Below are 25212 nucleotides of genomic sequence, written 5' to 3' on the forward strand. Positions count from 1 at the left end.
TGCCACATCTGGCGTAACCAAGTCACCCCTTCGGCCGTTCCCGGGCAGGTATGCCCGCGCCGACCCATGGATGTCCCTTGCCCAGGTTCAGTGTCATCGTCCCCGCGTACAAGGTTCAGGCGTACCTGCACGAGTGCCTCGAATCCGTGCTCGGGCAGTCGTACCCGGACCTCGAACTCATCGCGGTCGACGACTGTTCGCCCGACGCCTGCGGGACGATCATCGACGAGTTCGCCGCCCGCGACGCCCGCGTGCTGCCCGTACATCTCCCGGAGAACGTGGGACTCGGCCGCGCCCGCAACGCCGGCCTCGAACGCGCCACCGGGGACTACCTGATCTTCCTGGACAGCGACGACAGCCTCACCCCCGACGCGCTGCACGCGATCGCCGACCGGCTGAAGGAGACCGATGAACCGGACGTCCTGGTCTACGACTACGCGCGTACCTACTGGTCGGGGGAGGTCGTACGCAACCAGGTCTCGGCGCAGCTGACCGAGGAGGGCCCGGCGCCGTTCCGGCTCGAGGAGCGGCCCGGACTGCTCCGGCTGCTGATGGTGGTGTGGAACAAGGCGTACCGCCGGGAGTTCGTCGAGCGCGCGGGCCTCGCCTTCCCGCCCGGGTACTACGAGGACACGCCCTGGACCTATCCGGCGCTGATGTCCGCCGGGACGATCGCCACCCTCGACCGGGTCTGCGTGCACTACCGCCAGCGGCGGCACGGCAGCATCCTCGGCACCAGCAGCCGCAAGCACTTCGACGTCTTCGCGCAGTACGACCGCGTCTTCGCGCATGTCGACGCGCACCCGGAGCTGGACCGATGGCGCCCGGTGCTGTTCCGGCGCATGGTCGACCACCTCTCCACGGTGTTCGTGAAACGGGGCCGGCTGCCGCGCGGCGCGCGCGCCGAGTTCCTGCGCAAGGCCCGTGCGCACTACCGCCGTTACCGCGTCCCGGGCGACGTGCCGGCCGGCGGTCGTGCCCGGTTGCGGCACGCACTGGTGAGGTTCGGCGCGCATCGCACGTACCGCCTGCTCTCCTTCCTGTCGCGGACGCGGAAGAGAGCCGTGCGCCTGACCACCGGGCTGCTGCGCCGGGCGCGGGGGGCGGCACTCCAGGTCCACTACCGCGTGCAGCTCCGTCTCCCGCTGCGCGCCGACCGGGCCGTCTTCTCCAGCTACTGGGGCCGGGGCCACGGCTGCAATCCGGGGGCCCTGGAGTCGGCGTTCCGCACGTTCGCGCCGCATGTCCGCACGGCGTGGATCGCGCACCTCGAACACCACCACACCGTCCCGGCCGCGACGCGCCGGGTGCGGCCCGGCACGGCCGGGTACTGGACGGCGCTCGCCCGTTCCAAGTACCTGGTGAACAACGTGAACTTCGACCGGCGGCTGGTCAAGCGGCCCGGCCAGATCATGATCCAGACGCAGCACGGGACGCCGCTCAAGCGCATGGGCCTCGACCTCCAGGACCGCCCGGCCGCCGCGCGCGCCACCGACTTCGCCGAGCTGCTGCGCAGCACCGACAAGTGGGACTACTGCCTGTCCGCCAACCGCCACTCCACGCTGGTCTGGGAGCGCGCCTTCCCCTCCTCGTACACGACGCTGGAGTACGGGATGCCACGCAACGACGTGTTCCAGAAGGCGACTTCGGCCGACGTGGCCCGGCTGCGCGAGACGCTCGGCATCCCGGCGGGCGCCGTCGTCGTGCTGTACGCGCCGACCTACCGGGACTACCGGAGCAGCCGGCACGGCACCCTGGACCTGGACCGCGTGCTGCGCCGGCTGGGCCCGCGCTTCGTGGTGTTGACCCGCACCCACCCCACGTTCGGGGCGCTGCTCCCGGACACCGCGGGCGGCCGGGTCATCGACGTGTCCGGCCATCCGAGCATCGAGTCGCTGTGCCTCGCCTCGGACGCGCTCGTCACCGACTACTCGTCCCTGATGTTCGACTACGCGGGCCTGGACCGGCCGATCGTCGTCCACGCGGACGACTGGGAGGCCTACGAGGCGGCCCGCGGCACCTACTTCGACCTGCGCGCCTTTCCGCCGGGCGCGGTGGCGCGCAGCGAGGACGAGCTGATCGACATCTTCGCGACCGGTCACTGGCGCGGCTCGCGCTCCTCGCAGCTGCGGGCCGCGTTCCGTGAGCGGTTCTGTCCGTACGACGACGGGCGCGCCGCCGAGCGCGTCGTGCGGCGTGTGGTGCTGGGCGAGACGGCCGGTCTGCCGCAGTTCATCCCGTTCGCCGAGCGCCACCCGGTCCCGTCGGCGGCGGCCCTCCCCCGCGCCGCCGGCTCCGTCCCGCCGGCAGGGGCGCATGCCGCCGCGCCCTGCACGACCGTTCCGGCTCCGGGTGGTGCCGTTCCCCTGACCGAGACCCTCTGAACCGGAGTCCGCGTGCCCTCCAGCCCGTCGCGGCCCACGCCCACCCGGCCCACCACCTGGCGGCCGACCGGGCGCCCCGGGCGATGAACCGCCCGTCCGGCGCCTCTTGAGAGAAAGAGCAGAATGCCCCGCTTCAGCGTCATCGTGCCCACCTTCGGAGTCGCCGGGCACCTGGCCCGCGCGCTGGACTCGGTCCTGACCCAGTCCTTCGGCGACGTCGAGCTGATCCCGGTCTGCGACGCGCCGGACTCCCCGGCCGCGGCGGTCGCCGCCGCGTACGCCGCGCGGGACCCCCGGGTGGCCCCGGTCCATTCACCGCCTTCGGGCGGGCTGAGCGGGGCGCGCAACACCGGGATCGCGGCGGCGACCGGCGACTATCTGCTCTTCCTCGACGGCGACGACGACCTGGTGCCGGGCGCGCTGGGCGCCCTGGACGCGGGACTCCCGGCCGGCGTGGACGTCCTCTACTTCGGGCATCAGCGGGTGCACTGGTGGGAGGGCGAGCCGAGCGCGCCTCCGCTGGACAAGGCCCCGGAGGTGCTCGGCGCGCACGTTCCGGCGTGGAGCGCCGCCTACCGCCGCGGCTTCCTCACCGAGCACGGGCTCACCTTCCCCGAGGGGCATTTCACGGACGCGGGCTGGGGAGGCCTGGTGACGGTGGCGGCCGAGCGGTCGGCCCTGCTGCGCACGGTCTGCGTACGGCACCACCTGCGCCGCCAGGGCAGCCGGCTCAACGCGCCGGGCGAGCACCACTTCGAACTCCTCGACCAGGTCGAACGGGTCCTCACCCACGTGTCGGAACGGACGGTGCCGGCGGCCCGGTCGAAGGCGTTGTTCGGCCAGCTCTTCACCCTGGTCCTGAAGACGGCGGCCCACCCCGCCCGGGTGCCCGCGCGCCGCCGACGCGCCTTCTTCCGCCGGGCGGGCACGCTCTACCGACGCCACCGCCCGGCCGGGTTCCGGGTGCCGGCGGGCAGTCTCGGGGTGCAGCACCGGCTGCTCGCGGTCGGCGCCTACGGCGCGTTCCGCGCGCTGCGCGGCGCGAACCGGGCCGCCGCCGGGGTGGTCCGGCGGGTGCCGCGCCCGAGGATGCTGCGCACTCGCGCGCTCTACGCCGCCCAGCTGCGCCGCCCCCTCGACGAGAACCTCGCGGTGTACTGCGCGTACTGGGGCCGCGGCTACGCCTGCAACCCGGCCGCGATCCACGCCAAGGCCCGCGAACTCGCCCCGCACATCCGGTCGGTGTTCCTGGTCGAGCCGGAGGCGGTGGCCGCGCTGCCGAAGGACGTCGACCACGCGGTGATCGGCAGCCGGCGCGCCTGGGAGGTGCTGGCCCGCGCCAAGTACCTCGTCAACAACGCCAACTTCGCGGACGGGGTGGTCAAACGCCCCGGCAGCGTGCACGTCCAGACCCAGCACGGGACGCCGCTGAAGAAGATGGGCGTCGACCAGTCGACGTATCCGGTGGTGGCCGCCGTGTCCGGCAGCTTCACCAAGCTGCTGTCCCGGGTGGACCGCTGGGACTACAACCTCTCTTCCAACCGGCACTCCACCCAGATGTGGGAGCGGGCCTTCCCCGGCAGCTACGAGGCCCTGGAGTACGGCTATCCGCGCAATGACGTCTTCTGCACGGCGACCGCCGAGGACGTGGCCCGGGTCCGCGAGCGGCTCGGGGTGCCCGAGGGCAAGACGGCGCTGCTGTACGCGCCCACGCACCGCGACTACAGCACCGGTTTCGAGGCACGGCTCGACCTGGAGGCCTTCTGCGAGGAGGTCGGCGAGGAGTTCGTCGTCCTGCTGCGCGCCCACTACTTCTACGACGAGGGCCGCGGGCGGAGCAGCGGCCGGATCATCGACGTGACCGGGCACCGGTCCTCCGAGGACGTGTGTCTGGCCGCCGACGCGCTGGTCACGGACTACTCGTCGATCATGTTCGACTACGCCAACCTCGACCGCCCGATCGTCGTGTACGCGGACGACTGGGAGGTCTACCGGGAGACGCGGGGCGTCTACTTCGACGTGATGGAGGAGCCGCCGGGCCGGGTGGCGCGCACCCCGGGCGAGCTGGCCGGCCTCTTCACGGACGGTTCGTACGCCGACGTGGCCGCGGCGGACCTGCGGGCCAGGTTCCGTGAGCGTTTCTGCCAGTTCGACGACGGCCTGGCCGCCGAGCGGGTCGTCCGCAGGGTGCTGCTGGGCGAACCCCCCGAGGCGATCCCGCCCGTCCTGCCGCTCGCCGAACGTGTCCCGGCTCCCGCCGCGTCCACCCTCGTAAGGAGCTGACGTGCCCCGCTTCAGCATCATCGTCCCCGTCTTCAAGGTGCAGGGCTTTCTGCGCGAGTGCCTCGACTCGGTCCTGGAGCAGTCGTACACGGACGTCGAGGTCATCGCCGTCGACGACTGCTCCCCGGACGGCTGCGGCGCGATCCTCGACGGCTACGCGGCCCGCGACCCGCGGGTACGGGTGCTGCACCTGCCGGAGAACGTGGGGCTCGGACGCGCCCGCAACGCCGGAATGCCGCTCGCCACCGGGGACTACCTCTTCTTCCTCGACAGCGACGACACCCTCACGCCGGGGGCGCTGCGCGCCGTCGCCGACCGGCTGGACGAGACGGCGGACCCGGACGTGCTGGTCTTCGACTACGCGCGCACCTACTGGTGGGGCGGCACCCGCAGGAACGTCCTGGCGCGGGTGCTCACGGAGGCCGGTGCGGACACCTTCTCGGCGGCCGACCACCCGGAGATCCTCGACCTGTTGATGGTGGTGTGGAACAAGGTCTACCGCCGGGCGTTCGTCGAGCGGGAGGGCTTCGCCTTCCCGCCCGGGTACTACGAGGACACGCCCTGGACGTTCCCGGTGATGCTCAGCGCGGAGCGGATCGCGACGCTGGACCGGATCTGTCTGGCCTACCGCCAGCGCCGCCAGGGCAACATCCTGTCCACCACCAGCCGCAAGCACTTCGACATCCACGACCAGTACGAGCGGGTCTTCGCGTTCGTCGACTCCCGCCCGGAGCTGTCCGGCTGGCGCCCCTATCTGCACCACAAGATGGGCGAGCACTGCCTCGACATCCTGTCCAAGAAGGACCGGTTGCCCGAGGAGGACAAGGCCGAGTTCTTCCGGCTGACGGCCGCGTTGTTCCGCAAGCACAGGAGCGGTCCCGTGCCCTCCGAACTGCGGCTATTGGAGGGCGGGTTCACGCGCTACCGGCTGCGGCGGCAGGCGGGCCGGGCGGGCCGGGAGCTCGGCCGGCGCGGCCTGCAGGCGCGCCGGGCGGCCGCCGCGCGGGTCCGGCGCGGCTGGTCCGCGGTGCACGAACACCGGTCGCTGGACCCGAACCTGGCGGTGTACTCCGCGTTCTCGCACCGGGGCGTCCTCGGTGATCCCGCGGCGGTGTACGCCGCGGCGCGGGAACTCGCCCCGCACATCCGTGGCGTGTGGGTGGTGCGCGACGAGGAGCAGGCGGCGCTGCTGCCACCGGAGACCGAGCACGTCCTGCTCGACTCGCTGCGCTACCGCCAGGTCACCGCGCGCGCCACGTACTTCGTGAACAACGTCAACTGGCCCGGCTCCCTGGCCAAGCGCCCCGGCAGCGTCCACATCCACACCCATCAGGGCACGCCGCTGAAGTTCATGGCCGCGGACCTGCTGCACAAGCCGGGCGCCCGGCACGGCCTCGACGTGCCGCAGATGCTGCGCCGCGCCGACCGCTGGGACTACAGCCTGGTCGCCAACCGCCACTCGGAGCTGGTCTGGGACCGCGCCTACCCCTGTCACTTCACCTCGCTGCGCAGCGGCAGCCCGCGCAACGACGTCCTCGTGCGGGCCCGCCCCGAGGACGGGGCCGGGGAGGCGGTCCGTGCCCGCCTCGGCGTCCCGGCCGGGAACCGGGTGGTGCTGTACGCGCCGACGCGCCGCGACTACGTACGCGGCGGCCATGCCGACCGTCTCGACCTGGCCCGGTTCGCGGACGAACTGGGCGGGGACCACACCCTCGTCGTGCGGCTGCATCCGTCGCTCGCCGACGGTCCGGCCCGCGGGATGGGCCTGTCCGAACTGCACCGGCGCGGTGTCCTGGTCGACGCGACCGACGAGCCGCGCGTCGAGGATCTGATGCTCGCCTCCGACGCCCTGGTCACCGACTATTCGGCCCTCATGTTCGACTACGCCAACCTGGACCGGCCGATCGTGCTCCTCGCCGACGACTGGGGAGCGTACGCGGCGAGCCGGGGCGCCTACTTCGACATCACGGCCGACGCGCCGGGCCATGTGGCGGGCTCGCAGCGGGAGTTGACGTGGCTGTTCGCGTCGGGAGGCTGGCGGGACGGTGAGTCCGCGCGGCTGCGCGCCGGGTTCCGGGCGCGGTTCTGCGAGTTCGACGACGGCCGGGCCGCCGAGCGGGTGGTGCGGACGCTGATGCTCGGCGAGCGGGCCGAGGAGCCGGCCCCGGTGGTCCCGGTACCCGCGCAGTCGGGACACGACGTCCTCGCGTCCTCGTGAGCGCCCCCGTGACCGCGCGCTCCCCCCGGTCCTGGGCGCGGGCCCTGCGCGGACCGCGTTCCGCCCGCGCCGGGGTGGTCCTGATCGCCGCCGTCTTCGCCGTCCTGCAGCTCGCCAACCTGACCGGCCGGGACACCCCCGACACCAAGAACTACCTCTCGTACGCGCTGAGTCTGGGCGGCGAGAGCAAGCACGAGGCCGCAGCGCTGACCATCGACTACGCCTGCGCGGGAAAGGCGTCGATCGCTCGGCGCAACCAGGCCGTCGACGTGGTGCGCTTCCACCGGGCGAGTCCGACGCGGCGGGTCATGGAGGAGTGCCGGCGCGAGCAGTGGCGCGGGGTGTCCGCACGGCTCGCGGCCGGGCAGACGGCGGGACACACCGTGCCGTTCATGCCGCCCCGTTTCATGCGGATCTTCGAGGTGCGGCCGGGGTATCCGGTCCTGCTGGTGCCGTTCGTCACGGTGCTGGGGGTGACCTGGGGCCTGTGGGCGTCGAGCGTCGTCGTCACGGTGGCCGGAGGCGTCCTCGCCTTCCTCCTCCTGCGCACCCTGCGCGCCTCCACCGGCGCGGCCCTGGCCGGGCAGGCGCTCTTCTACGTCCTGCCGTGCGGGACGACGGCGATGCGCCCGATGACGGAGGGCATGCTGCTGACCGTGACCCTGGCCGCGCTGTGGGGCTGCGCCCTGGTGCTGGAGGGCCGTGCGAGGGCCGGGACCTGGCTGGTCGGCGGCTCCCTGGCGGTCCTCTTCACGGTGAAGCACTCGCAGTCCCTGTTCCTCGGGCTGTGCCTGGCCGGTGCCTGCGCGGTACTCCTGGCGCGCGGGCGCCGGTGGGACGGGCCGTTGCGCACGCTCGGGGTGGTGGCGGGCTGCGGGGCGCTGGCCACCGTGCTGCTCGCGAAGGCGCTGCACTACCCGTCCGAGTCGGAGAGTCTTCAGGACCTGCTCACGGGGCATTTCGCCCGCCCGGACCGCGCCCGGCCGTGGTCGGAGTTCCTCCATCTGGAGGTGGCCTTCTGGGTGGAGTGGCTGCGACGCCAGTTCTGGGAGCCGCTGTTCCTGACGGCCCTGGTGGCGGCCGGATGGGGGGCGCTGCGCCGGCATCGCGCGTTCGCCCCGTTCCTGCTGGCGGCGGCCTTCACCGGGGTGCTCAACCAGGCCGGGCACCCCGACATCAACATCTGGGGCGACCGGCTGATCGTGCTGCTGTGGCTGCTGCCGGTGGTGGGTCTGCCGCTGCTCCTCGACGAGGCCGTCCGGCCGGGCGCGCGGGCCGTTCCCGGCACGGTTCCGGGTCCGTCGCGGAGGAATGCCGGGGTCGCCCGATGAGGTGATCTTGGGCTAGGGCATCGACCCCGGGGGGCATATACGGCAAATGCCGGAAACCGCCACTTCTGTCTTCCCCTCCGCCCGATGAGCGCCGAAGTCCTCGCCCGTCGGGGTGCCGTCCGCGGTGCGACCGCGCTGCGCGGCGGGGGCAGCTGGCGCCCGACGCCGTACCAGCTGTTCGGCGCCCTGTTCTGGCTGGTGATGACGCTCGCCTACTGGCGGATCCCGCTGTGCTGCGACGCGGGACAGCACGCGGCGGTCGTCGAACGCCTGCGGGCGAACCTGCTCCACCCGCTGCACCCGATGGCGGATCTGCCGGGCGCAGGCAGCCCGTACTACTCGCCGTACGCGGTGGCGCAGGGCGCCTTCGCCCGGCTGACCGGTCTCGGCGGCTGGGCGGTGGTGCGGCTGTCCGGCCCCGCGAACCTGCTGGTACTGCTGACCGGCATCGGCCGCTTCGCGCGGGTGCTGTCGCCCCGCCCCTGGGCGCCGGTCCTCTGCCTCTTCGCGATGGTGCTTCTGTGGGGCACCGAGCGGGCCTGGTGGAGCGGCTACCTCGGACTGATGTCGATGACCGGCAACCTCGGCTACCCCTCGACGTTCGCCATCGGACTGGCCTTCTGGGCCTGGGCGTTCACGGCCGCGCGCGCGGCGGGCACCGGCGGCCCCGTCCGGTACGTGGGCCCGAGCGGCCTCAGGAGCTGGTGGGGGTACGCGGCCCTCGGCGCCCTGTACGGACTGATCCTGCTCGTGCACCCGATCACGTCGATCGCGGCGGTGCTCGGGGCGGTGGCGTTCGTGGCGGGCGGGCAGCGCGGATGGCGTCCGGCCGTGGCGGGCCGATGGCTGCTCACGGGCGCGGTGGCACTCCTCGTCGCGGCCTGCTGGCCGTACTTCGACGTCTTCGGGCTGACCGGGGACCGCAGCGTGGACGCCATGCACGAGCGGCTGTACGACGGAATGCCCGGACACTTCTGGCTGGCGCTGACCGGGGTGCCCGCGCTGTGGCTGCGGGCCCGGCGCGCCCGGCGGGGCGAGGGGCACGGGTGGCGCGATCCCCTGGTGCTGATGTTCGCGCTGGAGTGCGCGGTGGTGGCGTACGGCTGGGCGAGCGGGCACTACACGTACGGCAGGATCCTCGGGCTCACGCTGGTGCCGCTGCAGTTCGCGCTCGGGGTGGAGCTGGCGGCGCCGCGGCCGTGGGGACCGGGGCGGCGGCTGCTGGGCGGGACCGCGGCCGCCTGCGCCCTGACCGGCTTCCTGACGGTGCACGCCGGGGCGGTGGTGCCGGTCGGCTTCGACCAGCCGCCACGCTGGCCGACGTACGACTGGGCGGCCCGGCACATCCGGCCCGGCGAGGCGGTCATCACGGACGGGTACTACTCCGTCCATCTGATCGCGGGGTACGGCCCGGACCTGGCCGCGCCCGCCTGGCCCGACCCCGCCCTCGACGAGGGCGAGCGGCTGCGCCGGCTCGCGGCGGTCCGTGCCTACCTCTCCCCGTCCTCGACCCGGGCCGAGCGCACCGCCGTCGCCCGCCGGTACCACGTCCGCTGGCTGCTGCTGACGCGCTGGCGGCAGGTGCCCGAGGAGGCGACGGTGGTGGCGTGGAGCCGGGAGACCGGGGAGGTGCTGGCCCGGGTCGGCGCCGATGCCGGCCCCGTCAGGGACGCCGGCACGGCGGCCGGTGCCGTGGTCCGTACTACTCGATGACGAGCTCGACGGGGATGTTGCCGCGGGTGGCGTTCGAGTACGGGCAGACCTGGTGGGCCTGCTCGACCAGCTTGCGGCCGGTGGCCTCGTCCACGGTGTCGGGCAGCTCGACGCGGAGCGTGACGGCCAGGCCGAAGCCCTCGCCCTGCTTGCCGATGCCGACCTCGCCGGTCACGGCGGCCTGGGTGACGTCGACCTTCGCGGCGCGGCCGACCAGGCCGAGGGCGCTCGCGAAACAGGCGGCGTAACCGGCGGCGAACAGCTGCTCGGGGTTGGTCCCCTGGCCGCTGCCGCCCATCTCCACCGGAATGCCCAGCTGGAGGTCGAGCGTGCCGTCGGAGCTGACGGCACGGCCCTCGCGGCCGTGGGTGGCGGTGGCGACAGCGGTGTAGATCGCGTCCATGGGGACCATCCCTCTCAAGTCGGAAACCTGGCGGGGCCACCGGTCCGGCGACCCACGACCAGAATTAGAGCACGCAATTCAATTGCGCACAACTTAATTGGTCGCAAGAGCTATCCTGGGGTCATGACCGCAACACCCGCGCCGAGCCCCCACGCCCCCACGGACGGGGACTTCCTCCGCCTCGACGAGCAGATCTGCTTCTCGCTGAACGCCGCCTCGCGCGCCTTCGGCGGTGTCTACCGGGTGCTCCTCAAGGACCTCGGGCTCACCTACCCGCAGTACCTGGTGATGCTGGTGCTGTGGGAGCACGGCGAGCTGCCCGTGAAGAAGGTCGGCGAGCATCTGCGGCTCGACTCCGGCACGCTGTCGCCGCTGCTGAAGCGACTGGAGGCGGCAGGGCTCGTCCTGCGGGAGCGCAGCGCGCGGGACGAGCGGTCCGTGCAGGTGCGGCTCACCGAGGAGGGGACCGCGCTCCGGGAGCGCGCGCTGTCCGTACCGCGCCGGATCGCGGCCGCTACCGGCGCGGACCTGGAGGAGATCCGAGAGCTCCGGGCCCGGCTCGACCGGCTGACGGCCGCTCTGGACGAGGCCGCGCTGTCGGAGTCACCGGGGTGTATGTAGGCCTGCGCACGTAGAGGCGCAGCGTCACGCCCCTGCGTACGACCTCTTCCCGGGGCACGAACTGCTCGTCGACCACGGCGATCTTGGCGCGCTCGATCGCACTGGCCGGGTACCAGGCCGGGGCCGTCGCGAAGGGTGCGGCGACCAGCCACACATGGTCGAGCCGGTCCAGCCTCCGGCGCAGTTCACCGGGGTCCGCCTCCCGGCCGTACAGCGTGCCGGAGGCGGGCGCCGGGACACTCAGCGCGATGTCGCGGATCCCGCGGAAGGCCTTCGGGTACGCCAGGGCCGAGCGCCTCGCGATCGACGGCAGGAACAGCACCGGGTCGCCGGGACGCAGTGCGCGGTGGGCGACGGCGGAGACGGCGGCCAGGTTGTCGGGACGGCGGTCGGGAACGCGGTCCCGGCGCAGGAGCGGGAGCTGGACGGCGAAGACGAGAGTCACGGCGAGGACGCCGCTGAGGGCCGCGTGGGGCAGCAGCCGCGGCAGCCTCGCCGCGAGGCGGTCGGCCCCGGCCGCCGCGAGCAGCGGGGCCCCGGCGAGGGCGTACAGGACGTAGCGCTCGTCGTAGAGCGGCCACCAGCGCGACACCGCCAGCAGCACCGCCGGCGGCACGGTCACCAGGGGCAGGGCGACGGCCTGGAGCGAGAACGTGCCGGGCCGGGTCCGGGCCGGCCGGACCGCGAGGACGGCGAGGACCGCGAGGGCGAGGTACGGCACGGTCACGAGCCGTGCCGGGCCGGTGAACAGCCCGAGCAGGCGCTTCACGCTCCCGAGGCCGGTCCGTGACAGCCAGGCGACCTGCGCGGACTGCCCCCGCGAGACCAGGACGAGGGGCAGCAGCACCAGGGCCACGGCCACGGCGGCCGCGATCCAGGCCCGCCACACCCGCGCCGGCACACGGGCGAGCACCAGCGTCCCGGCGTGGGCGAGGAGCAGGAGCAGCGCCATTTCGTGCAGCAGGCAGGTGACGGCGACCGTCACCCCGTACGCGCACCAGGGTCCCGGCCGGGTGGACCGGGCGGCCCGCACCAGCAGCAGGGTCGCGCCCGCCGCTCCGGCCGCGACGAGCGCGTAGGACCGGCCCTCCTGGGCGAAGTGGCCGGTCATCGGCGTGACGGCGTACAGCAGTCCCGCCCACAGGCCGACGCGCGGGCGGCGCAGGCGGGCACCGAGGGCGGCCACGAACCCGGCGGCCGCGGCGGCGCCGCAGACGGAGGGCAGACGCAGGGCGACCTCGCCCGGGTGCGGGGCGAGGACCGCGTGCATGAGGAGGTAGTACAGGCCGTGCACGACGTCCACGGAGTGCAGCAGGTGCCAGATCTGGGGCACCGAGCGCCGGGCGACCTGGAAGGTCACCGCCTCGTCGCGCCACATGCCGCCGCGGTCGAGCCCCCAGAGCCCGATCACGAGCATGACGAGCACGGGCAGGAGAACGGCCACCGCCTCCGCGCGCCGAGCCGCCGACCGTCTCACCCATGCATGCGTCATGAGCGTGATTTTTTGCTATTAAACAACCTTTGATCGGTATTGACGGCGTATCTGACGTTATGACCCATCCATGCGGCTTACGATCCGGGCTTGATGAGCACCCTCAGGAACCACTGCCCGCTCGCCCTCGCCGCCGCCTGGCTCGCCACCCGCGCCCTGATGCTCTGGCTCCTGGCCCACGACCATCTGGCTCCGCTCGGCCGGGGCGGGGTGTCGCGCGAGGTGGGTCAGCTGTACTTCCGCTGGTACGGCGTGCTCTCCCAGGGCACCTTCCCGGTGGGCGACCGGCTGTGGCAGTACCCGCCGGGCGCCGGCCCGGTGCTGCTGGCGCCCGCCCTGCTGCCGTCGCTGACGTACGTCACGGCGTTCGTGACGCTCACGCTCGCCGCCGACGCGGTGATCGCCGTCGCCCTCACGCGCGCGGGGACACGGCCCGGCCGCAGCCTGGGCGGCGCCGGGCTCTGGGTGCTGGGCCTGCCCCTCCTGCTGCACATCCCGCTCGCCCGGTACGACGTTCAGGTCACCGCCTTCGCCGTCGTCTCCCTGCTGACGCTCTCGCGCTCCACGCGCGCGTGCGGAGCGTTCGCCGCGATGGGGGCCCTGGTGAAGGTCTGGCCCGCGCTGGCGCTGATCGGCACACCCAGGGGCCGCACCACCCGGGAGGCGGTGACGTCGGCGTTGGTCACCGCGGCCGCACTGCTCGCCGTCCTGACGGCCGTCTTCAGCGGCCCGTTCGACTTCCTGCGCCAGCAGAGCGGCCGGGGCGTGCAGATCGAGTCCCTCGGCGGCACCGTACTGGGTTTCGCGCGCCGTGCCGGATGGCCGGGGACGGCCCGCTACCAGTACGGCGCGATGGAGTTCGTCGGGCCGCACGTCGGCGTGGTCGCGGCCGGCTCGCTCGCCCTGACGGCCGCCGCCTTCGGGCTCGTGCTGCTGTGGCGGGTACGGGCGCGGCGCTGGACCACGGCCACCCCGTACGACGCCGCGCTCACGGCCGTCCTGCTGTTCACCGTGACGAGCCGGGTGATCAGCCCCCAGTACATGGTGTGGCTGCTGGGCCTCGCCGCCGTCTGCCTGACCTCGCGGCACACCACACAGCGCCCCGTCGCCGCGCTGATCGTGGCGGCGACGGCGGTCAGCACGGCCGTGTACCCGGGGCTGTACGGGGAGGTGGTGCACAGCACCTGGACGGGCTGCCTGCTGATGCTCGTACGCAACGGCCTGCTGGCCACCGCGGCGGGAGTGTCGCTCGTACGGCTGTGGCGGTCGGGCCTGCCCACGGCGGCCCCGCACCGTGCCGGACGGACCGGCGCGCGGCCCACACCGGATTCCGACCACTCTCCGAACAAGACAGTGAGCACCTCTTAACAGAGAATTACCCGCAATACCTACGATTTCGCCCCATGGATCCCATGAACCCTCACCGCGCGAAGGTCAGCATCGTCGTCATCGGGTACGACGACGCCGCCCATGTCACGGACGCCGTGCGCTCGGCGCTCGCGCAGGGCGCGGCCGTGCGCGAGGTGATCGCCGTGGACGACCGCTCGACGGACGGCAGCGCGGCCCTCCTCGACGCCCTCGCCGCCGGAGAGCCACGCCTGACGGTGATCCACCGCCCGGCCAACAGCGGCGGCTGCGGCAGTCCGCGCAACGACGGCATCGACGCGGCCACGGCCCCCTATGTGATGTTCCTGGACAGCGACGACGTCCTGCCGCCCGGCGCGGTGGACGCGCTGCTCGGCGCCGCCGAGGAACACGGCGCCCAGGTCGCGGCCGGGCTGTGCGTGCGCCGCGAACTGCCCTCGGGCCGCGAGATCCCCTGGGAGCGCGCGCTCTACGCGCGGCCCGCCCTGATCCCCCACCCCTCGCGTCGCCTCCGTCTCGCGCACGACACCCTCTGCGTCAACAAGCTGTACCGCACCGGCTTCCTGCGCGAACACGGCATCCGCTTCCCCGAAGGCCGCCACCCCTACGAGGACTTCGTGTTCACCGCGCGCGTGCTGGCCGCCGCGCCGCGCATCGCGCTGATACCCGACACGGTGTACGTCTGGAACGTCCGGCGCACCGCCGACCGCCTGTCCATATCGCTCGACCGCTCCGACGTCGGCAACTGGCGGGCACGGACCGAGGCGAACCGGGCGGCGTACGAGATCCTCCTGAGCGCCGGGGAGAAGGAACTCGCGCGAGCCGTGCACACCAAGTTCCTCGACCACGAGCTGCGGATGTACACGCGCGAACTGGAACTGCGCACTCCCGAGTACCGGCGCGCCTGGTGGGACCTCACGCGCGCGTACCTGGCGACCTTCGACGCGACCGACTTCACCGTCAACCCGGCCGCCCCCGGTCGGCTCGTGGCGCGCGTACTCCTCGCCTCACCCACCCCACGCGACCTGCCCCGCCTCAGGGAACTGGCGGCCCGCCCCGCGCGGCTGCTCCCGCCGTACGCCCGCTCCTCCGACGGCACCCCCGTCTGGTCCTCCGACCTCCCCCAGGTCACCCTGGACCACTTCCTGCACCGCCCGGCCCACCTTCTGCCCGCCGCCGTCGACGCGGAACTGCGGCCCCGCGCGCGGGGCACCCTGCTGCGGCTGCGCCTGCACGAGCTGTACGGGCGGATGGCGGAGGCCGGTCCGGCCTCGGTGGACGTCGAGTTCACCCACCGGGACGACGGACGGGTGGGCCTGCGCGGCACGGCGCCCCTGCTGGCCGACCGCCACCGCGACACCTGGTCGGCCGAGGCCCCGGTGGAACTGTCGGCACTGGGCGCGGGCACCTGGGACCTGCGCCTCACCGTGCGCTTTCGCGACGGCGCGAGCCGGGAGGTGACGGCGCACGCCCGCGGCGGCCCCGGACTGCTGCGCCGCCGCGCGATACCCGACGTCCACCATGGGGTTCTCGGCGTTCCCGGCGTTCTCCTCGTGCGGCCGTACCGGACGCACGCGGGGGCACTGGCCCTGCGCACGGCGTCCGGTTGGCGAGGAATGACCGAAGTGGTGGCCCGAAGGCTCGGCCGCCTGCTTCACTGATACGCGGACGCGGAGACGCGACGCGCGAACGCGGACGCCGTACGCGCACGCCCGTCTCCGAACCGGCTGGAACACCACACCACGGGATCACTGACGAGGGGAACGGCCGCACATGACCTGGCTGATCACCGGCGGCGCCGGCTACATCGGAGCGCACGTTGTCCGCGCGCTGCGCGAGGCGGGCGAACAGGCCGTGGTCTACGACGACTTGTCCACGGGCATCGCCGAGCGGGTGCCGTCGGACGTTCCGCTGGTGGTCGGCTCGACCCTGGACGGCGAACTGCTGGCCCGGACGCTCACGGACCACGCGGTCACCGGAGTCGTCCATCTGGCGGCGAAGAAGCAGGTCGGCGAGTCCGTGGACCTGCCCCTGCTCTACTACCGGGAGAACGTCGAGGGCCTGCGCGTCCTGCTGGAGGCCGCGACCACGGCGTCCGTGTCCTCGTTCGTCTTCTCGTCCTCGGCCGCGGTGTACGGGATGCCGGACGTGGAGCTGGTGACGGAGGAGACACCGTGCGCGCCGATGAGCCCGTACGGCGAGACGAAACTGGCGGGCGAGTGGCTGGTGCGGGCGACCGGCCGCGCCACGGGCCTGTCCACGGCCTCCCTGCGCTACTTCAACGTGGCCGGAGCCGCCGCCCCCGAACTGGCCGACGTGGGCGTCTTCAACCTCGTCCCCATGGTCTTCGAGAAGCTGACGGACAAGGCCCCGCCCCGCATCTTCGGCGACGACTACCCGACGCCCGACGGCACCTGCGTCCGCGACTACATCCACGTGGTCGACCTGGCCGAGGCACACGTGGCCGCGGCCCGCGCTCTCCAGTCCTCCCCCGGCGCCGCCCTGACCCTCAACATCGGCCGCGGCGAGGGCGTTTCGGTCCGCGAGATGATCGACCGCATCAACGCCCTCACCGGCTACGACCGCCCCCCGGTCACCACCCGGCGCCGCCCCGGCGATCCGGCCCGCGTCGTCGCCTCCGCCGACCGCATCGCCACCGAACTGGGCTGGAAGGCCCGTTACGACGTCGAAGACATGATCACCTCGGCCTGGTCGGGCTGGGTACGCCACCACCCGGGAGCCGGCCGGGCGTAGCACGGTCACGGATCGGGGCCGGGGCGGGAGGCGGATCACCTCCGGGCGCCGGCCGACCCGCTCCGACTCCCGGCTCCCGGCTCCCGGCTCCCGGCTCCCGGCTCCCGGCCATCCCCGTACGCTCGCCCCATGACCGCCACCGGCACCATCCTCGGCTCCGCGGTGGGCGACGCGCTGGGCGCCCCGTTCGAGTTCGGCCCGGAAGGCGCGTTCACGGAACGCTTCCCGGTGCCCGGGCAGGGCGGCGAGATGTGCGGGGGCGGCGGCTGGGACCCGGGCGAGGCGACCGACGACACGCAGATGGCCGTACTGGTCGGTGAGTCACTGATCCGGTTCGGCCGCCTCGAACTCCCCGACATGTTCGGCGAGTTCCGGCGGTGGGCGGTGTCCGACCCGAAGGACATCGGCCTCCAGACCGAGGCCGTCCTCACCAGCGGGGATCCCTGGGACCTGGCGGCCGCCCTGCACTTCCAGGTGAATCAACGCGCGGCCGGGAACGGCTCGTTGATGCGGGCCTCGACGTCCGCGGTGTTCTTCGCCCCGCAGGGCCGGGACGCCACGATGTCCGCCGCCCGCCGCATCGCCGCGCTCACCCACGGCGACCGCGCGGCCTGGGAGGGCACGGCGATCCTCCACGAACTGATCCGCGTCGCCCTGCTCGGGCACGACCCCCTCACCGCGCTTCCGGACACCCTCGACGCCGTCCACCCGGACCACCGGGCCCGCTACGCCACCGTTCTCGCCGGCGACTGGCACCCGGACAGGGCCACGGAGTTCAACGGCGCCGTGTGGCCCTGTCTCGGCTCGGCCGTGTGGGCCCTGCGGACCACGGAGTCCTACGAGGACGCCGTGCGCGCGGCGATCGACCTCGGCGGCGACACGGACACGGTCGCGGCGGTCACGGGCGCGCTCGCCGGAGCGGTGCACGGCCACGAATCCATCCCCGAACGGTGGACCGAGGTGCTGCACGTGCCCCTGCCGGGCTCGGGCGGACGGGTTCTGCGGGCGGCCGAACTCACCGACCTGGCGGGCCGGTTGGCCGAGCGGCGGCCCGCCAGGGAGCACATGCCCTGAGCGAACGCCGTTCGGAGAACGGAGCCGCCTCCCTACCATCGGCACATGGGATCCGGGGCGACGTACGACGCACACGCGGACTGGTACAACGACTTCATGTCGGCGGGCACGGCCGGGGAGTACATGGCGCGGGTGCACGCCACGATCGGGGAGCTGCTGGACCCCGGCACGGGGACCTGCCTCGACGTCTGCTGCGGCACGGGGGCCCACGCGTCCGCCCTGGCCGAGCGGGGCTGGACACCCGTGGGCGTGGATCTGTCGGCCGGCCAACTGGGGCATGCCGCGGGGCGGTTGCCCGTGGTGCGGGCCGACGCGACCTCGCTGCCGTTCCGCGACGGCTCCCTGCCCGCCGCCGCGTGCGTGCTCGCCCACACCGATGTGCCGGACTACGCCGCCGTGCTGAGGGAGGTCGCCCGGGTCCTGCGGCCCGGCGGACGGTTCGTGCACCTCGGGGTGCACCCTTGCTACATCGGCGCCTTCGCCGACTGGAGCGAGCGCCCGAGGATCGTGGTCGACGCGCGGTACGCCGACCGTGCCCGCAGCTTCGAGGCGTGGAACCCGGCGGGTGTCAGGGCCCGCGTCGGCGCCTGGCACCTGCCGCTCGCGGACCTTCTCAACGCCACCACCGCGGCGGGCCTCCGACTGGTGCACACCGCCGAGGCCGGCCCGGGCGGAGTCCCCGACCTCTTCGGCCTCGCGGCCGTGAAGGACTGAGGAACCGGCGGAACCGGAGCCCCGGAAAGGCGAGGAGCCTCGGCCGGGCCGGCAGCGCCCGGGGTCACAGTGCCTGCAGCGCCGCCGCCGTCGCGCGGGCCAGGCTCGCCAGGTAGCCCTTCGGCACCTTGGGGCCGCGGACCACCACCGCGCGCCAGTACAGCGGCCCGGACATCAGGTCGAGCGCGAGGTCGAGGTCGACGCCCTCGCGCACCTCGCCCCGGGCGGTCGCCGCCGCGACGATCCCGCTCGCGACACCCTGCTGGCCCTCCCGCAGCGCCTTCTGCATCGCGTCCGCGATCTCGGGGTTGCGGGCCGCCTCGGCCTGGAGGTCGGGGATGATCTGGCCGGCCACCGGATGCCGCAGGGCGCGCGAGGTGACCTCGTACAGCAGCCGCAGGTCGCCCTCCAGAGAGCCCGTGTCCGGGGCGGGCAGCCCCTGCACGGCGACCGCCGAGACCAGGTCGAGCACGAGATGGAGCTTGGAGCGCCAGCGCCGGTACACCGCGGTCTTGCCGACCCCCGCGCGGCGCGCGATGCCCTCGATGGACATCCGGGCGTAGCCGACGGACGCGAGTTCCTCGAAGACGGCGGCGCGGATGGCCTCGGTCACATCCTCACGAAGGACGGCCGCACCGGCGGGAGCCCGGCGACGCGGGGCCTTTCCGGCGGCAGGCGCGGGCGTGGCGGCACTCGCGGCGTTGTCGGCGTTCGTCGTCATACGGGCCAGCATAGGCCGTTACGACGAAACGGTTGCGTTCCGACGTCGATAAGGCCTACGCTCGCGTTGCGACGATACGGTCCCGTCCCGACGTAAGAGAACGGCAAGAACAGCGCAGGAAGCGTCACGGACGGACCTCGCGCACCCCACCCCCGAGCGAAAGCAACGGATGTGAGCCAGGTCCTCCACACCCCGCCCCCGACAGCGACGCAGGCCGCCCCCGCCGACGACGCCGCGGCCCTCGCCGCCCGGTACGGCCTCACCGTCAGCGGCGCCCGCCCGACCCTGCCCGCGTACGTCCGCCAGCTGTGGGCACGGCGCCACTTCATCACCGCGTTCGCCACCGCCAAGCTCACCTCGCAGTACAGCCAGGCCAAGCTCGGCCAGGTGTGGCAGGTGATGACCCCGCTGCTGAACGCGGCGGTCTACTACTTCATCTTCGGTGTCCTGCTCGGCACCAAGCACAACGTGCCGGACTACGTCCCGTTCCTGGTCACCGGCGTCTTCGTCTGGACCTTCACCCAGAGCTCGATCATGGCGGGCACCCGGGCGATCTCCGGCAGCCTCGGCCTGGTCCGCGCCCTGCACTTCCCGCGCGCCGCGCTGCCGGTGTCGTACGCCCTCCAGCAGCTCCAGCAGCTGCTGTTCTCGATGGCCGCACTGGTCGTCATCCTGCTGTGCTTCGGCGTCCCGGTCAGCGTCTCGTGGCTGCTCGCGGCGCCCGTGCTGGTGCTCCAGTTCACGTTCAACACCGGCCTCGCGCTGATCGTGGCGCGGATGGGCGCCAAGACGCCGGACATCGCGCAGCTCATGCCGTTCATCCTGCGCACCTGGATGTACGTCTCGGGTGTCATGTGGAGCATCGACAAGGTGCTCAGCCGCAGCGACCTGCCGCACTGGGCGATGGTCCTGCTGGAGAGCAACCCGGCGGCCGTGTACATCGACCTGATGCGCTTCGCGCTGATCGACAGCTTCCACGCGCACCAGCTGCCGCACCACGTCTGGGCGCTCGCGGTCGGCTGGGCGCTGCTCGCCGGCGTCGGCGGCTTCATCTACTTCTGGAAGGCTGAGGAGACGTACGGCCGTGGCTGACATCATCACGCAGGACATCCGGCCGCAGAGCCCCGAGGTCACGGCCGAGGACACCGCCGCGACCGGCGCCGAGCGCATCCCCACCGTCATCGCGGACCGCGTCGACATCGTCTACCGCGTCAACGGCACCGGCGCCGGCCGGGGCAGCGCGACCGCCGCCCTCAACCGCATCCTGCGCCGCAAGCAGAGCGAGAAGGCGGCGGGGGTCCGCAAGGTGCACGCCGTCAAGTGCGTCTCCTTCACCGCGTACCGGGGCGAGGCAATCGGCCTGATCGGCACCAACGGCTCCGGCAAGTCCACGCTGCTCAAGGCGGTCGCGGGCCTGCTCCCCGTGGAGAACGGCAGGATCTACACCGACGGCCAGCCCTCGCTGCTCGGCGTCAACGCGGCCCTGATGAACGACCTCACGGGCGAGCGGAACGTCCACCTCGGCGGCCTCGCCATGGGGATGTCCCGCGAGCAGGTCAGGCAGCGTTACCAGGAGATCGTCGACTTCTCGGGCATCAACGAGAAGGGCGACTTCATCACCCTGCCGATGCGGACCTACTCCTCCGGTATGGCCGCCCGGCTGCGGTTCTCCATCGCGGCGGCCAAGGACCACGACGTCCTGATGATCGACGAGGCCCTGGCGACCGGCGACCGCTCCTTCCAGAAGCGGTCCGAGGCCCGCATCCGCGAACTGCGCAAGACCGCGGGCACGGTCTTCCTGGTCAGCCACAACAACAAGTCGATCCGGGACACCTGCGACCGGGTCCTGTGGCTGGAGCGCGGAGAACTGCGCATGGACGGACCGACCGGAGAGGTCCTCAAGGAGTACGAGAAGTTCACGGGCAAGTAGCGCTCGAACGACGCCGGAGGCGGAGCCGCGGGACGGCTCCGCCTCCGGTCGTTCCGCGCGGCGGCGCCCGCTCAGCGCTCCAGGAACGCGAACAGCTCCTCCCACTTGCGGACGATCTCCTCCGTCGCGAAGCGCTGGACGTTCACGCGCGCCGCGTCGCCCATGGAGTCCCGCAGGACCTTGTCGGACATCAGCGTGTCCAGTCGGCGGGCCAGTTCACCTGTGTTGCCGAGGGTGGCCAGCAGGCCGTCCTCGCCGTCCCGGACGATCTCGTGGACGCCGGGCGCGCAGTCGAAGGCGGCGCACGGCAGACCGGCGGCCATGGCTTCCATGAGGGCGAGCGGGAAGCCCTCGCCCCGTGAGGAGAGCACGAAGACCGAACCGCCCCGCAGCGCGCCCGGCACGTCGCCCGTCCGCCCCATCCAGTCCACGGAACCGTCGAGCCCGAGCGCCGTGCACTGCTTCTTCAGGATCTCCTCGTCCTCCCCGGAGCCGTAGATCCGCAGCCGCCAGTCGGGGTGGCTCGGCGCGGTCTCGGCCCAGGCGTCGAGGAGCATGTCGATGCCCTTCTGGTCGTGCAGCCGGCCGATGCTGACGACGACGTTCCCGGTGCGCGGCGAGGGCACCTCGGGCATGAACGGAAGGGGGTTCGGCATGAACGACGCGTTGTTCATGCCCTGCCTGATCCACAGGTCGGCGTCCTCGCGGGTGAGCGCCAGCATCCGGTCGACGTCCTTGTAGTGCTTCAGGACCCGCCGGAAGCGCGAGGTCGTCCGGCTGTAGGCGCAGGACTCGTGGCTCATCCCGATGACGGTCAGCCCGTTGGTGTCGGCGAGCTCCACCCATTCCATGGCCCACACCTGGGTGACGATCACGACGGCGCCGGGCCGCGCGGCCCGGAACAGCGCGGTCAGCTCGGCGGCCCGCTCGCGCATGCCCGCCGCCCGTTCGGCGCGCAGTCTCCGCTCGGTGACGTCGAGCCGCCCCCTGAGTCCGCGCGCCGGTCCGACGCGCGGCGGATGGGCGTCGTACAACGTCGTGGTGGGGTACGGGAGGTCGCCCAGTTCCTGGGGGACGGCGGGCTCCGTGATGCCGATGACGTGCACCCGGTGACCCCGCTCGGTGAACAGGCGGGCCATCTGGTGCGACCAGCTCGTCACCCCGCCCAGTTCGTCGACGCTGTTGGAGACGAAGAAGACGTCCCGCTGCGGACGGCCGGTCATCAACGCCTCCATTGCGCGAAGAACTCGTCGACGACGCTCCGTGCCGCCGTGCCCTGGTCGTACTCGCCGAAGTCGGCGGTGAACTGCTCTCTTCTGGGCCCGTACTTGACGGCCTGCTCCTCCAGCGAACCGAGCACCGCGTGCAGTTCGTCCTCGGTGCGCACGACGGGTCCGGGGGCCCGTTCCAGCAGGTCGAAATAGGTGCCCCGCCCCTCGTGCACGTACGCGTCGTAGTCGTACACGAAGAAGAACATGGGGCGGTCGAGGAGTGCGTAGTCGAACATCACGGACGAGTAGTCGGTGATCAGCCCGTCGGCGAGGGCGAGCAGGGGGGTCATGTCGTGGTGCGCGGTGACATCGATGACCCGGCCGCGCACGGAGGGCGGGAGCACGACGTGGTTGAGGTAGTGGGAGCGGACGAGGAGGACGTAGCGGTCACCGAATTCGCCGGCGAAACGCTCCACGTCGAAGGGCAGCTCGAACCGCCGCTGTCCGCTGCCGCGCTGCCGGAAGGTCGGGGCGTACAGAAGGATCTGCTTGTCCTCGGGGATGCCCAGCTCGGCCGCCAGCGGCCCGCGTTCGCGTCGCCCCTCGGCCTCCTCCCGCCGCCTCGCCTGCGCGAGCGCGTCGTTGCGCGGGTAGCCGACGCGCAGCAGGGTCCGCTCCTGGAGCCGGAACGCCCGGGCGAGGGTGCGCACATCGTGCTCGGAGCGGATCAGGAACCGGTCGAAGCGGTCCAGGGTGCGCTGTTGTTCGGCCTGCTCCTCACGGGACTTGAGCTTCCATTCGGATTCGTCGAAGCCCATCCGCTTGAGCGCGGAACCGTGCCAGGTCTGGATGTACGTCGTCCTCGGCCGCTTGGTCAGCTTCAGCGGGTAGCTCTGGTTGTCGACCCAGAACTCGGCCTGCGCGAGCGCCCTGAGGTAGGGCAGCGACCAGCGGCGTACGAGAGTGGCGTCCTCCGGGAACCCGGCCGGACCGCCCGTGTACGACCAGACCGCCTGGAACTCCAGGCCCTGGCGGCGCATCTCCTCGTAGATCGCCCGGGGGCTGTCGCTGTACTGGCGGCCCAGGTGGCTCTCGAAGACGACGAGCCCCTTCCGCACGGGCAGCCGGCTGAACACCTCGTGGTAGAGGCGGATCTTGGTCTCCCCCGAGGTGAGTTCCTTCCGCAGGGAACGGGCCTTGCGGTAGCCCGACTTGGCGAGCGTTCCGGCCCGGCCGTGCACGCCGCGCTGCACGAGGGCGTTCGCCTTCTTGTCGGGGACCAGCCGGAAGGACAGGTGCCCGCGCGAGGAGACGACCGGCTCGATACGGTCGGCGACCAGCCGGGTGAGCCGTGGCCGGACGGGCAACTGCCCGGTGGCCAGGCCGGGTTCGGCCGCGGTGAGCCGGGTGGTGGTGCGCACGCCGTCGACGTCGAGGTGGAGCCGTACGTCCCACACCGCGTCCACGATGCCCAGCGGCCGCACGGACGCGAGGTCCGCCGAACCCTTCCAGGCGATGGACTCGCCCGCGTGCCACACGTTCGCCACGGGGAAGCGGAAGGTCTGGAAGCGCACCCCGCGGCGGCGGGCGTAGAACTCCAGCTGTCCGGCGAGCCGGGCGCCGGGCGGGATCACACCGAGCGGGTTGGTGATGCGCCCGGCGAGCCGGACGGTGCCGGCGGTGCTCTCGTACGAGGTCAGCACATTGCGCAGGAACATCCTCTCGATCGGCTTGGCGTGGTGACCGAGGTCGGTGACGTCCAGGATGTGCCGGCCGAAGGGATCGTCGAGATGCTCGGCGCACCAGTACACGCGGCCGTCGCGTTCGACGAGCGGCGAGGAGATCTTGTCGCGGTTGGTGAGCGTGTCCACGGCGGGCAGCAGATTGTCCCAGTCGCTCTGCTGGAGGAGATAGGCGCAGATGGCGTGGATGGGCTCGGCCTCGTCGAAGGCGGCCCGGTCGATCGACTCCAGGTACTGCCGGGCGATCGCCGCGAACTCCTCGCGGAATGCCTCGTCCCGGAAGGGCAGCTCCCGCAGATGCAGCACGAGGTCGTGCTTGAGGAACTTGACGTCCTTGGCGAACTTCAGCTCCAGGAGGTCCCTGTCCGCGAGGAGTCGGTCGACCCGCCGGTGGATCTCCATGCGGTGCGTGAAGTTGGCGATCTCGTCACGCCGGTTGCTGATGGACTTCGCCGCAGCCTTGTCCGCGACCCTCCAGTCGTACACCCGGTTGGGGATGAGGGTGATGCGACGGGCGGTGGCGTAGGCCTGGGCGGAGAAGAGCAGGTCCTCGTAGTGGATGCCGACCGCGAAGCGCAGCCCCTCGTCGAGCAGGAAGCGCCGGCGATAGCACTTGTTGGTCGACAGCGTGTCGAAGACCATCAGGTCGGGCAGCTCGGAGATCGACTCCAGGGTGCGGGTGCGCTCGTACAGCCACGGGTACCACTTGACCTCCTTGCCCGTGCGCGAGTCGATGTGCACGCGCACGCACAGCCCGGAGACGAGGTCGGCGCCGGTGGCCTCGGCGGCCTCCAGCATGTTGCGGCAGGCGTTGCGCTCCAGGACGTCGTCGCTGTCGAGGAAGAGGACGTAGTCACCCCGGGCCTCGGTGATGCCGCGGTTGCGGGGGGCGCCGCAGCCTCCGCTGTTCTCGGGCAGCCGGTAGGCGCGGACACGGTCGGGGTGCGCGGCGGCCAGTCCCCGCGCCACCTCGTACGAGCCGTCGGTGCTCCGGTCGTCCACGACGACGACCTCGACGTCGTGCAGCGTCTGCCCCAGGACGGAGCGCACGGCCGTGGGCAGCCTGGCGGCGTCGTTGTAGACGATGACGACCACGGAGACGGCCGGCCGTCGCGCGCCGGACGCGGTCCCGTACTCGGCGGACCGGGCCCCGGGCTCGGCGGATTCGGTCCCGTGTTCGTCGAACTCGGTCCCGTGCTCGGACGCGCGGTGCTGATCCACATTCATCCTATTAATCGTAGAGACTGTGACCCTTT

18 protein-coding genes are annotated in these 25212 nt (G+C 72.5%); 13 read left to right on the forward strand and 5 right to left on the reverse strand.

Annotation, left to right across the window (positions count from 1 at the left end):
• The first annotated feature begins 77 nt into the window (after nt 1-77).
• The 5 genes from OG788_RS19235 (at nt 78) to OG788_RS19255 (ending at nt 9929) form a co-directional block, all read left to right on the forward strand.
• Nucleotides 78-2384: a CDP-glycerol glycerophosphotransferase family protein gene (locus OG788_RS19235; protein ID WP_406372305.1), complete on the forward strand. Its 2307-nt coding sequence runs from the start codon at nt 78-80 to the stop codon at nt 2382-2384.
• A gap of 123 nt (nt 2385-2507) precedes the next feature.
• A complete protein-coding gene (locus tag OG788_RS19240) occupies nt 2508-4667 on the forward strand; it encodes a CDP-glycerol glycerophosphotransferase family protein (protein ID WP_406372307.1) in 2160 nt (719 codons plus the stop codon).
• Between the two features lies 1 nt (nt 4668).
• Nucleotides 4669-6885 carry a CDP-glycerol glycerophosphotransferase family protein gene (locus OG788_RS19245; protein WP_406372308.1) on the forward strand — a complete coding sequence of 739 codons (2217 nt, stop codon included), beginning with the start codon at nt 4669-4671 and terminating at the stop codon, nt 6883-6885.
• A 74-nt stretch (nt 6886-6959) separates the two neighbouring features.
• Nucleotides 6960-8216, forward strand: coding sequence for a hypothetical protein (locus tag OG788_RS19250; RefSeq protein WP_351549972.1), 1257 nt, complete (start codon nt 6960-6962; stop codon nt 8214-8216).
• Nucleotides 8217-8300: 84 nt separating this feature from the next.
• Complete coding sequence (locus OG788_RS19255) at nt 8301-9929, forward strand: hypothetical protein (protein ID WP_406372310.1); 1629 nt, start codon at nt 8301-8303, stop codon at nt 9927-9929.
• Here OG788_RS19255 and OG788_RS19260 read toward each other — a convergent pair.
• A complete protein-coding gene (locus tag OG788_RS19260; RefSeq protein ID WP_328451845.1) occupies nt 9919-10332 on the reverse strand; it encodes an organic hydroperoxide resistance protein in 414 nt (137 codons plus the stop codon). The genes OG788_RS19255 and OG788_RS19260 overlap by 11 nt on opposite strands.
• Nucleotides 10333-10455: 123 nt before the next feature.
• Between OG788_RS19260 and OG788_RS19265 the strand changes: the two genes are divergently transcribed.
• The gene (locus tag OG788_RS19265; protein ID WP_351549936.1) at nt 10456-10953 is read left to right on the forward strand and encodes a MarR family transcriptional regulator; all 498 of its coding nucleotides are present in this window, start codon (nt 10456-10458) and stop codon (nt 10951-10953) included.
• Here the strand turns inward: OG788_RS19265 and OG788_RS19270 are convergent.
• Nucleotides 10847-12445 (reverse strand): glycosyltransferase family 39 protein, encoded by a 1599-nt coding sequence (locus OG788_RS19270; protein WP_406372311.1) that lies wholly within the window; start codon nt 12443-12445, stop codon nt 10847-10849. The genes OG788_RS19265 and OG788_RS19270 overlap by 107 nt on opposite strands.
• 93 nt (nt 12446-12538) lie before the next feature.
• Between OG788_RS19270 and OG788_RS19275 the strand changes: the two genes are divergently transcribed.
• The 5 genes from OG788_RS19275 (at nt 12539) to OG788_RS19295 (ending at nt 18352) form a co-directional block, all read left to right on the forward strand.
• Entirely contained in the window at nt 12539-13813 is a 1275-nt protein-coding gene (locus OG788_RS19275) for a glycosyltransferase 87 family protein (RefSeq protein WP_406372313.1), read from the forward strand.
• A 35-nt stretch (nt 13814-13848) separates the two neighbouring features.
• Complete coding sequence (locus tag OG788_RS19280; RefSeq protein ID WP_406372315.1) at nt 13849-15471, forward strand: glycosyltransferase family 2 protein; 1623 nt, start codon at nt 13849-13851, stop codon at nt 15469-15471.
• Between the two features lie 112 nt (nt 15472-15583).
• Entirely contained in the window at nt 15584-16564 is a 981-nt protein-coding gene (gene galE / locus OG788_RS19285) for a UDP-glucose 4-epimerase GalE (protein WP_406372316.1), read from the forward strand.
• A 129-nt stretch (nt 16565-16693) separates the two neighbouring features.
• Nucleotides 16694-17638, forward strand: coding sequence for an ADP-ribosylglycohydrolase family protein (locus OG788_RS19290; RefSeq protein WP_406372318.1), 945 nt, complete (start codon nt 16694-16696; stop codon nt 17636-17638).
• A 45-nt stretch (nt 17639-17683) separates the two neighbouring features.
• Entirely contained in the window at nt 17684-18352 is a 669-nt protein-coding gene (locus tag OG788_RS19295) for a class I SAM-dependent methyltransferase (protein WP_406372320.1), read from the forward strand.
• A gap of 64 nt (nt 18353-18416) precedes the next feature.
• Here the strand turns inward: OG788_RS19295 and OG788_RS19300 are convergent, their stop codons facing one another.
• Nucleotides 18417-19073: a TetR/AcrR family transcriptional regulator gene (locus tag OG788_RS19300; protein WP_356757436.1), complete on the reverse strand. Its 657-nt coding sequence runs from the start codon at nt 19071-19073 to the stop codon at nt 18417-18419.
• A gap of 171 nt (nt 19074-19244) precedes the next feature.
• On the opposite strand from OG788_RS19300, the gene OG788_RS19305 reads away from it, so the two are divergent.
• A complete protein-coding gene (locus tag OG788_RS19305) occupies nt 19245-20165 on the forward strand; it encodes an ABC transporter permease (RefSeq protein WP_406372323.1) in 921 nt (306 codons plus the stop codon).
• Between the two features lie 16 nt (nt 20166-20181).
• The gene (locus OG788_RS19310) at nt 20182-21003 is read left to right on the forward strand and encodes an ABC transporter ATP-binding protein (protein WP_356757452.1); all 822 of its coding nucleotides are present in this window, start codon (nt 20182-20184) and stop codon (nt 21001-21003) included.
• Between the two features lie 71 nt (nt 21004-21074).
• Here the strand turns inward: OG788_RS19310 and OG788_RS19315 are convergent, their stop codons facing one another.
• Nucleotides 21075-22226 (reverse strand): glycosyltransferase, encoded by a 1152-nt coding sequence (locus OG788_RS19315; protein WP_406372325.1) that lies wholly within the window; start codon nt 22224-22226, stop codon nt 21075-21077.
• On the reverse strand, nt 22226-25183 hold the full coding sequence (locus OG788_RS19320) for a CDP-glycerol glycerophosphotransferase family protein (RefSeq protein ID WP_406372327.1): 2958 nt from the start codon (nt 25181-25183) through the stop codon (nt 22226-22228). The genes OG788_RS19315 and OG788_RS19320 overlap by 1 nt, the downstream gene beginning before the upstream one ends.
• Nucleotides 25184-25212: the final 29 nt, after the last annotated feature.

The sequence above is a fragment of the Streptomyces sp. NBC_00647 genome, assembly GCF_045207245.1.
Lineage (GTDB): Bacteria > Actinomycetota > Actinomycetes > Streptomycetales > Streptomycetaceae > Streptomyces.

Bases quoted from the DNA above. Each gene is read 5' to 3' on its own strand.
- OG788_RS19260 (WP_328451845.1), bottom strand. From the start codon at position 10,332: ATGGACGCGATCTACACCGCTGTCGCCACCGCCACCCACGGCCGCGAG.
- OG788_RS19240 (WP_406372307.1), top strand. From the start codon at position 2,508: ATGCCCCGCTTCAGCGTCATCGTGCCCACCTTCGGAGTCGCCGGGCAC.
- OG788_RS19290 (WP_406372318.1), top strand. From the start codon at position 16,694: ATGACCGCCACCGGCACCATCCTCGGCTCCGCGGTGGGCGACGCGCTG.
- OG788_RS19320 (WP_406372327.1), bottom strand. From the start codon at position 25,183: ATGAATGTGGATCAGCACCGCGCGTCCGAGCACGGGACCGAGTTCGAC.
- OG788_RS19300 (WP_356757436.1), bottom strand. From the start codon at position 19,073: ATGACGACGAACGCCGACAACGCCGCGAGTGCCGCCACGCCCGCGCCT.
- OG788_RS19255 (WP_406372310.1), top strand. From the start codon at position 8,301: ATGAGCGCCGAAGTCCTCGCCCGTCGGGGTGCCGTCCGCGGTGCGACC.
- OG788_RS19315 (WP_406372325.1), bottom strand. From the start codon at position 22,226: ATGACCGGCCGTCCGCAGCGGGACGTCTTCTTCGTCTCCAACAGCGTC.
- OG788_RS19270 (WP_406372311.1), bottom strand. From the start codon at position 12,445: ATGACGCATGCATGGGTGAGACGGTCGGCGGCTCGGCGCGCGGAGGCG.
- galE (WP_406372316.1), top strand. From the start codon at position 15,584: ATGACCTGGCTGATCACCGGCGGCGCCGGCTACATCGGAGCGCACGTT.
- OG788_RS19295 (WP_406372320.1), top strand. From the start codon at position 17,684: ATGGGATCCGGGGCGACGTACGACGCACACGCGGACTGGTACAACGAC.
- OG788_RS19275 (WP_406372313.1), top strand. From the start codon at position 12,539: ATGAGCACCCTCAGGAACCACTGCCCGCTCGCCCTCGCCGCCGCCTGG.
- OG788_RS19265 (WP_351549936.1), top strand. From the start codon at position 10,456: ATGACCGCAACACCCGCGCCGAGCCCCCACGCCCCCACGGACGGGGAC.
- OG788_RS19280 (WP_406372315.1), top strand. From the start codon at position 13,849: ATGGATCCCATGAACCCTCACCGCGCGAAGGTCAGCATCGTCGTCATC.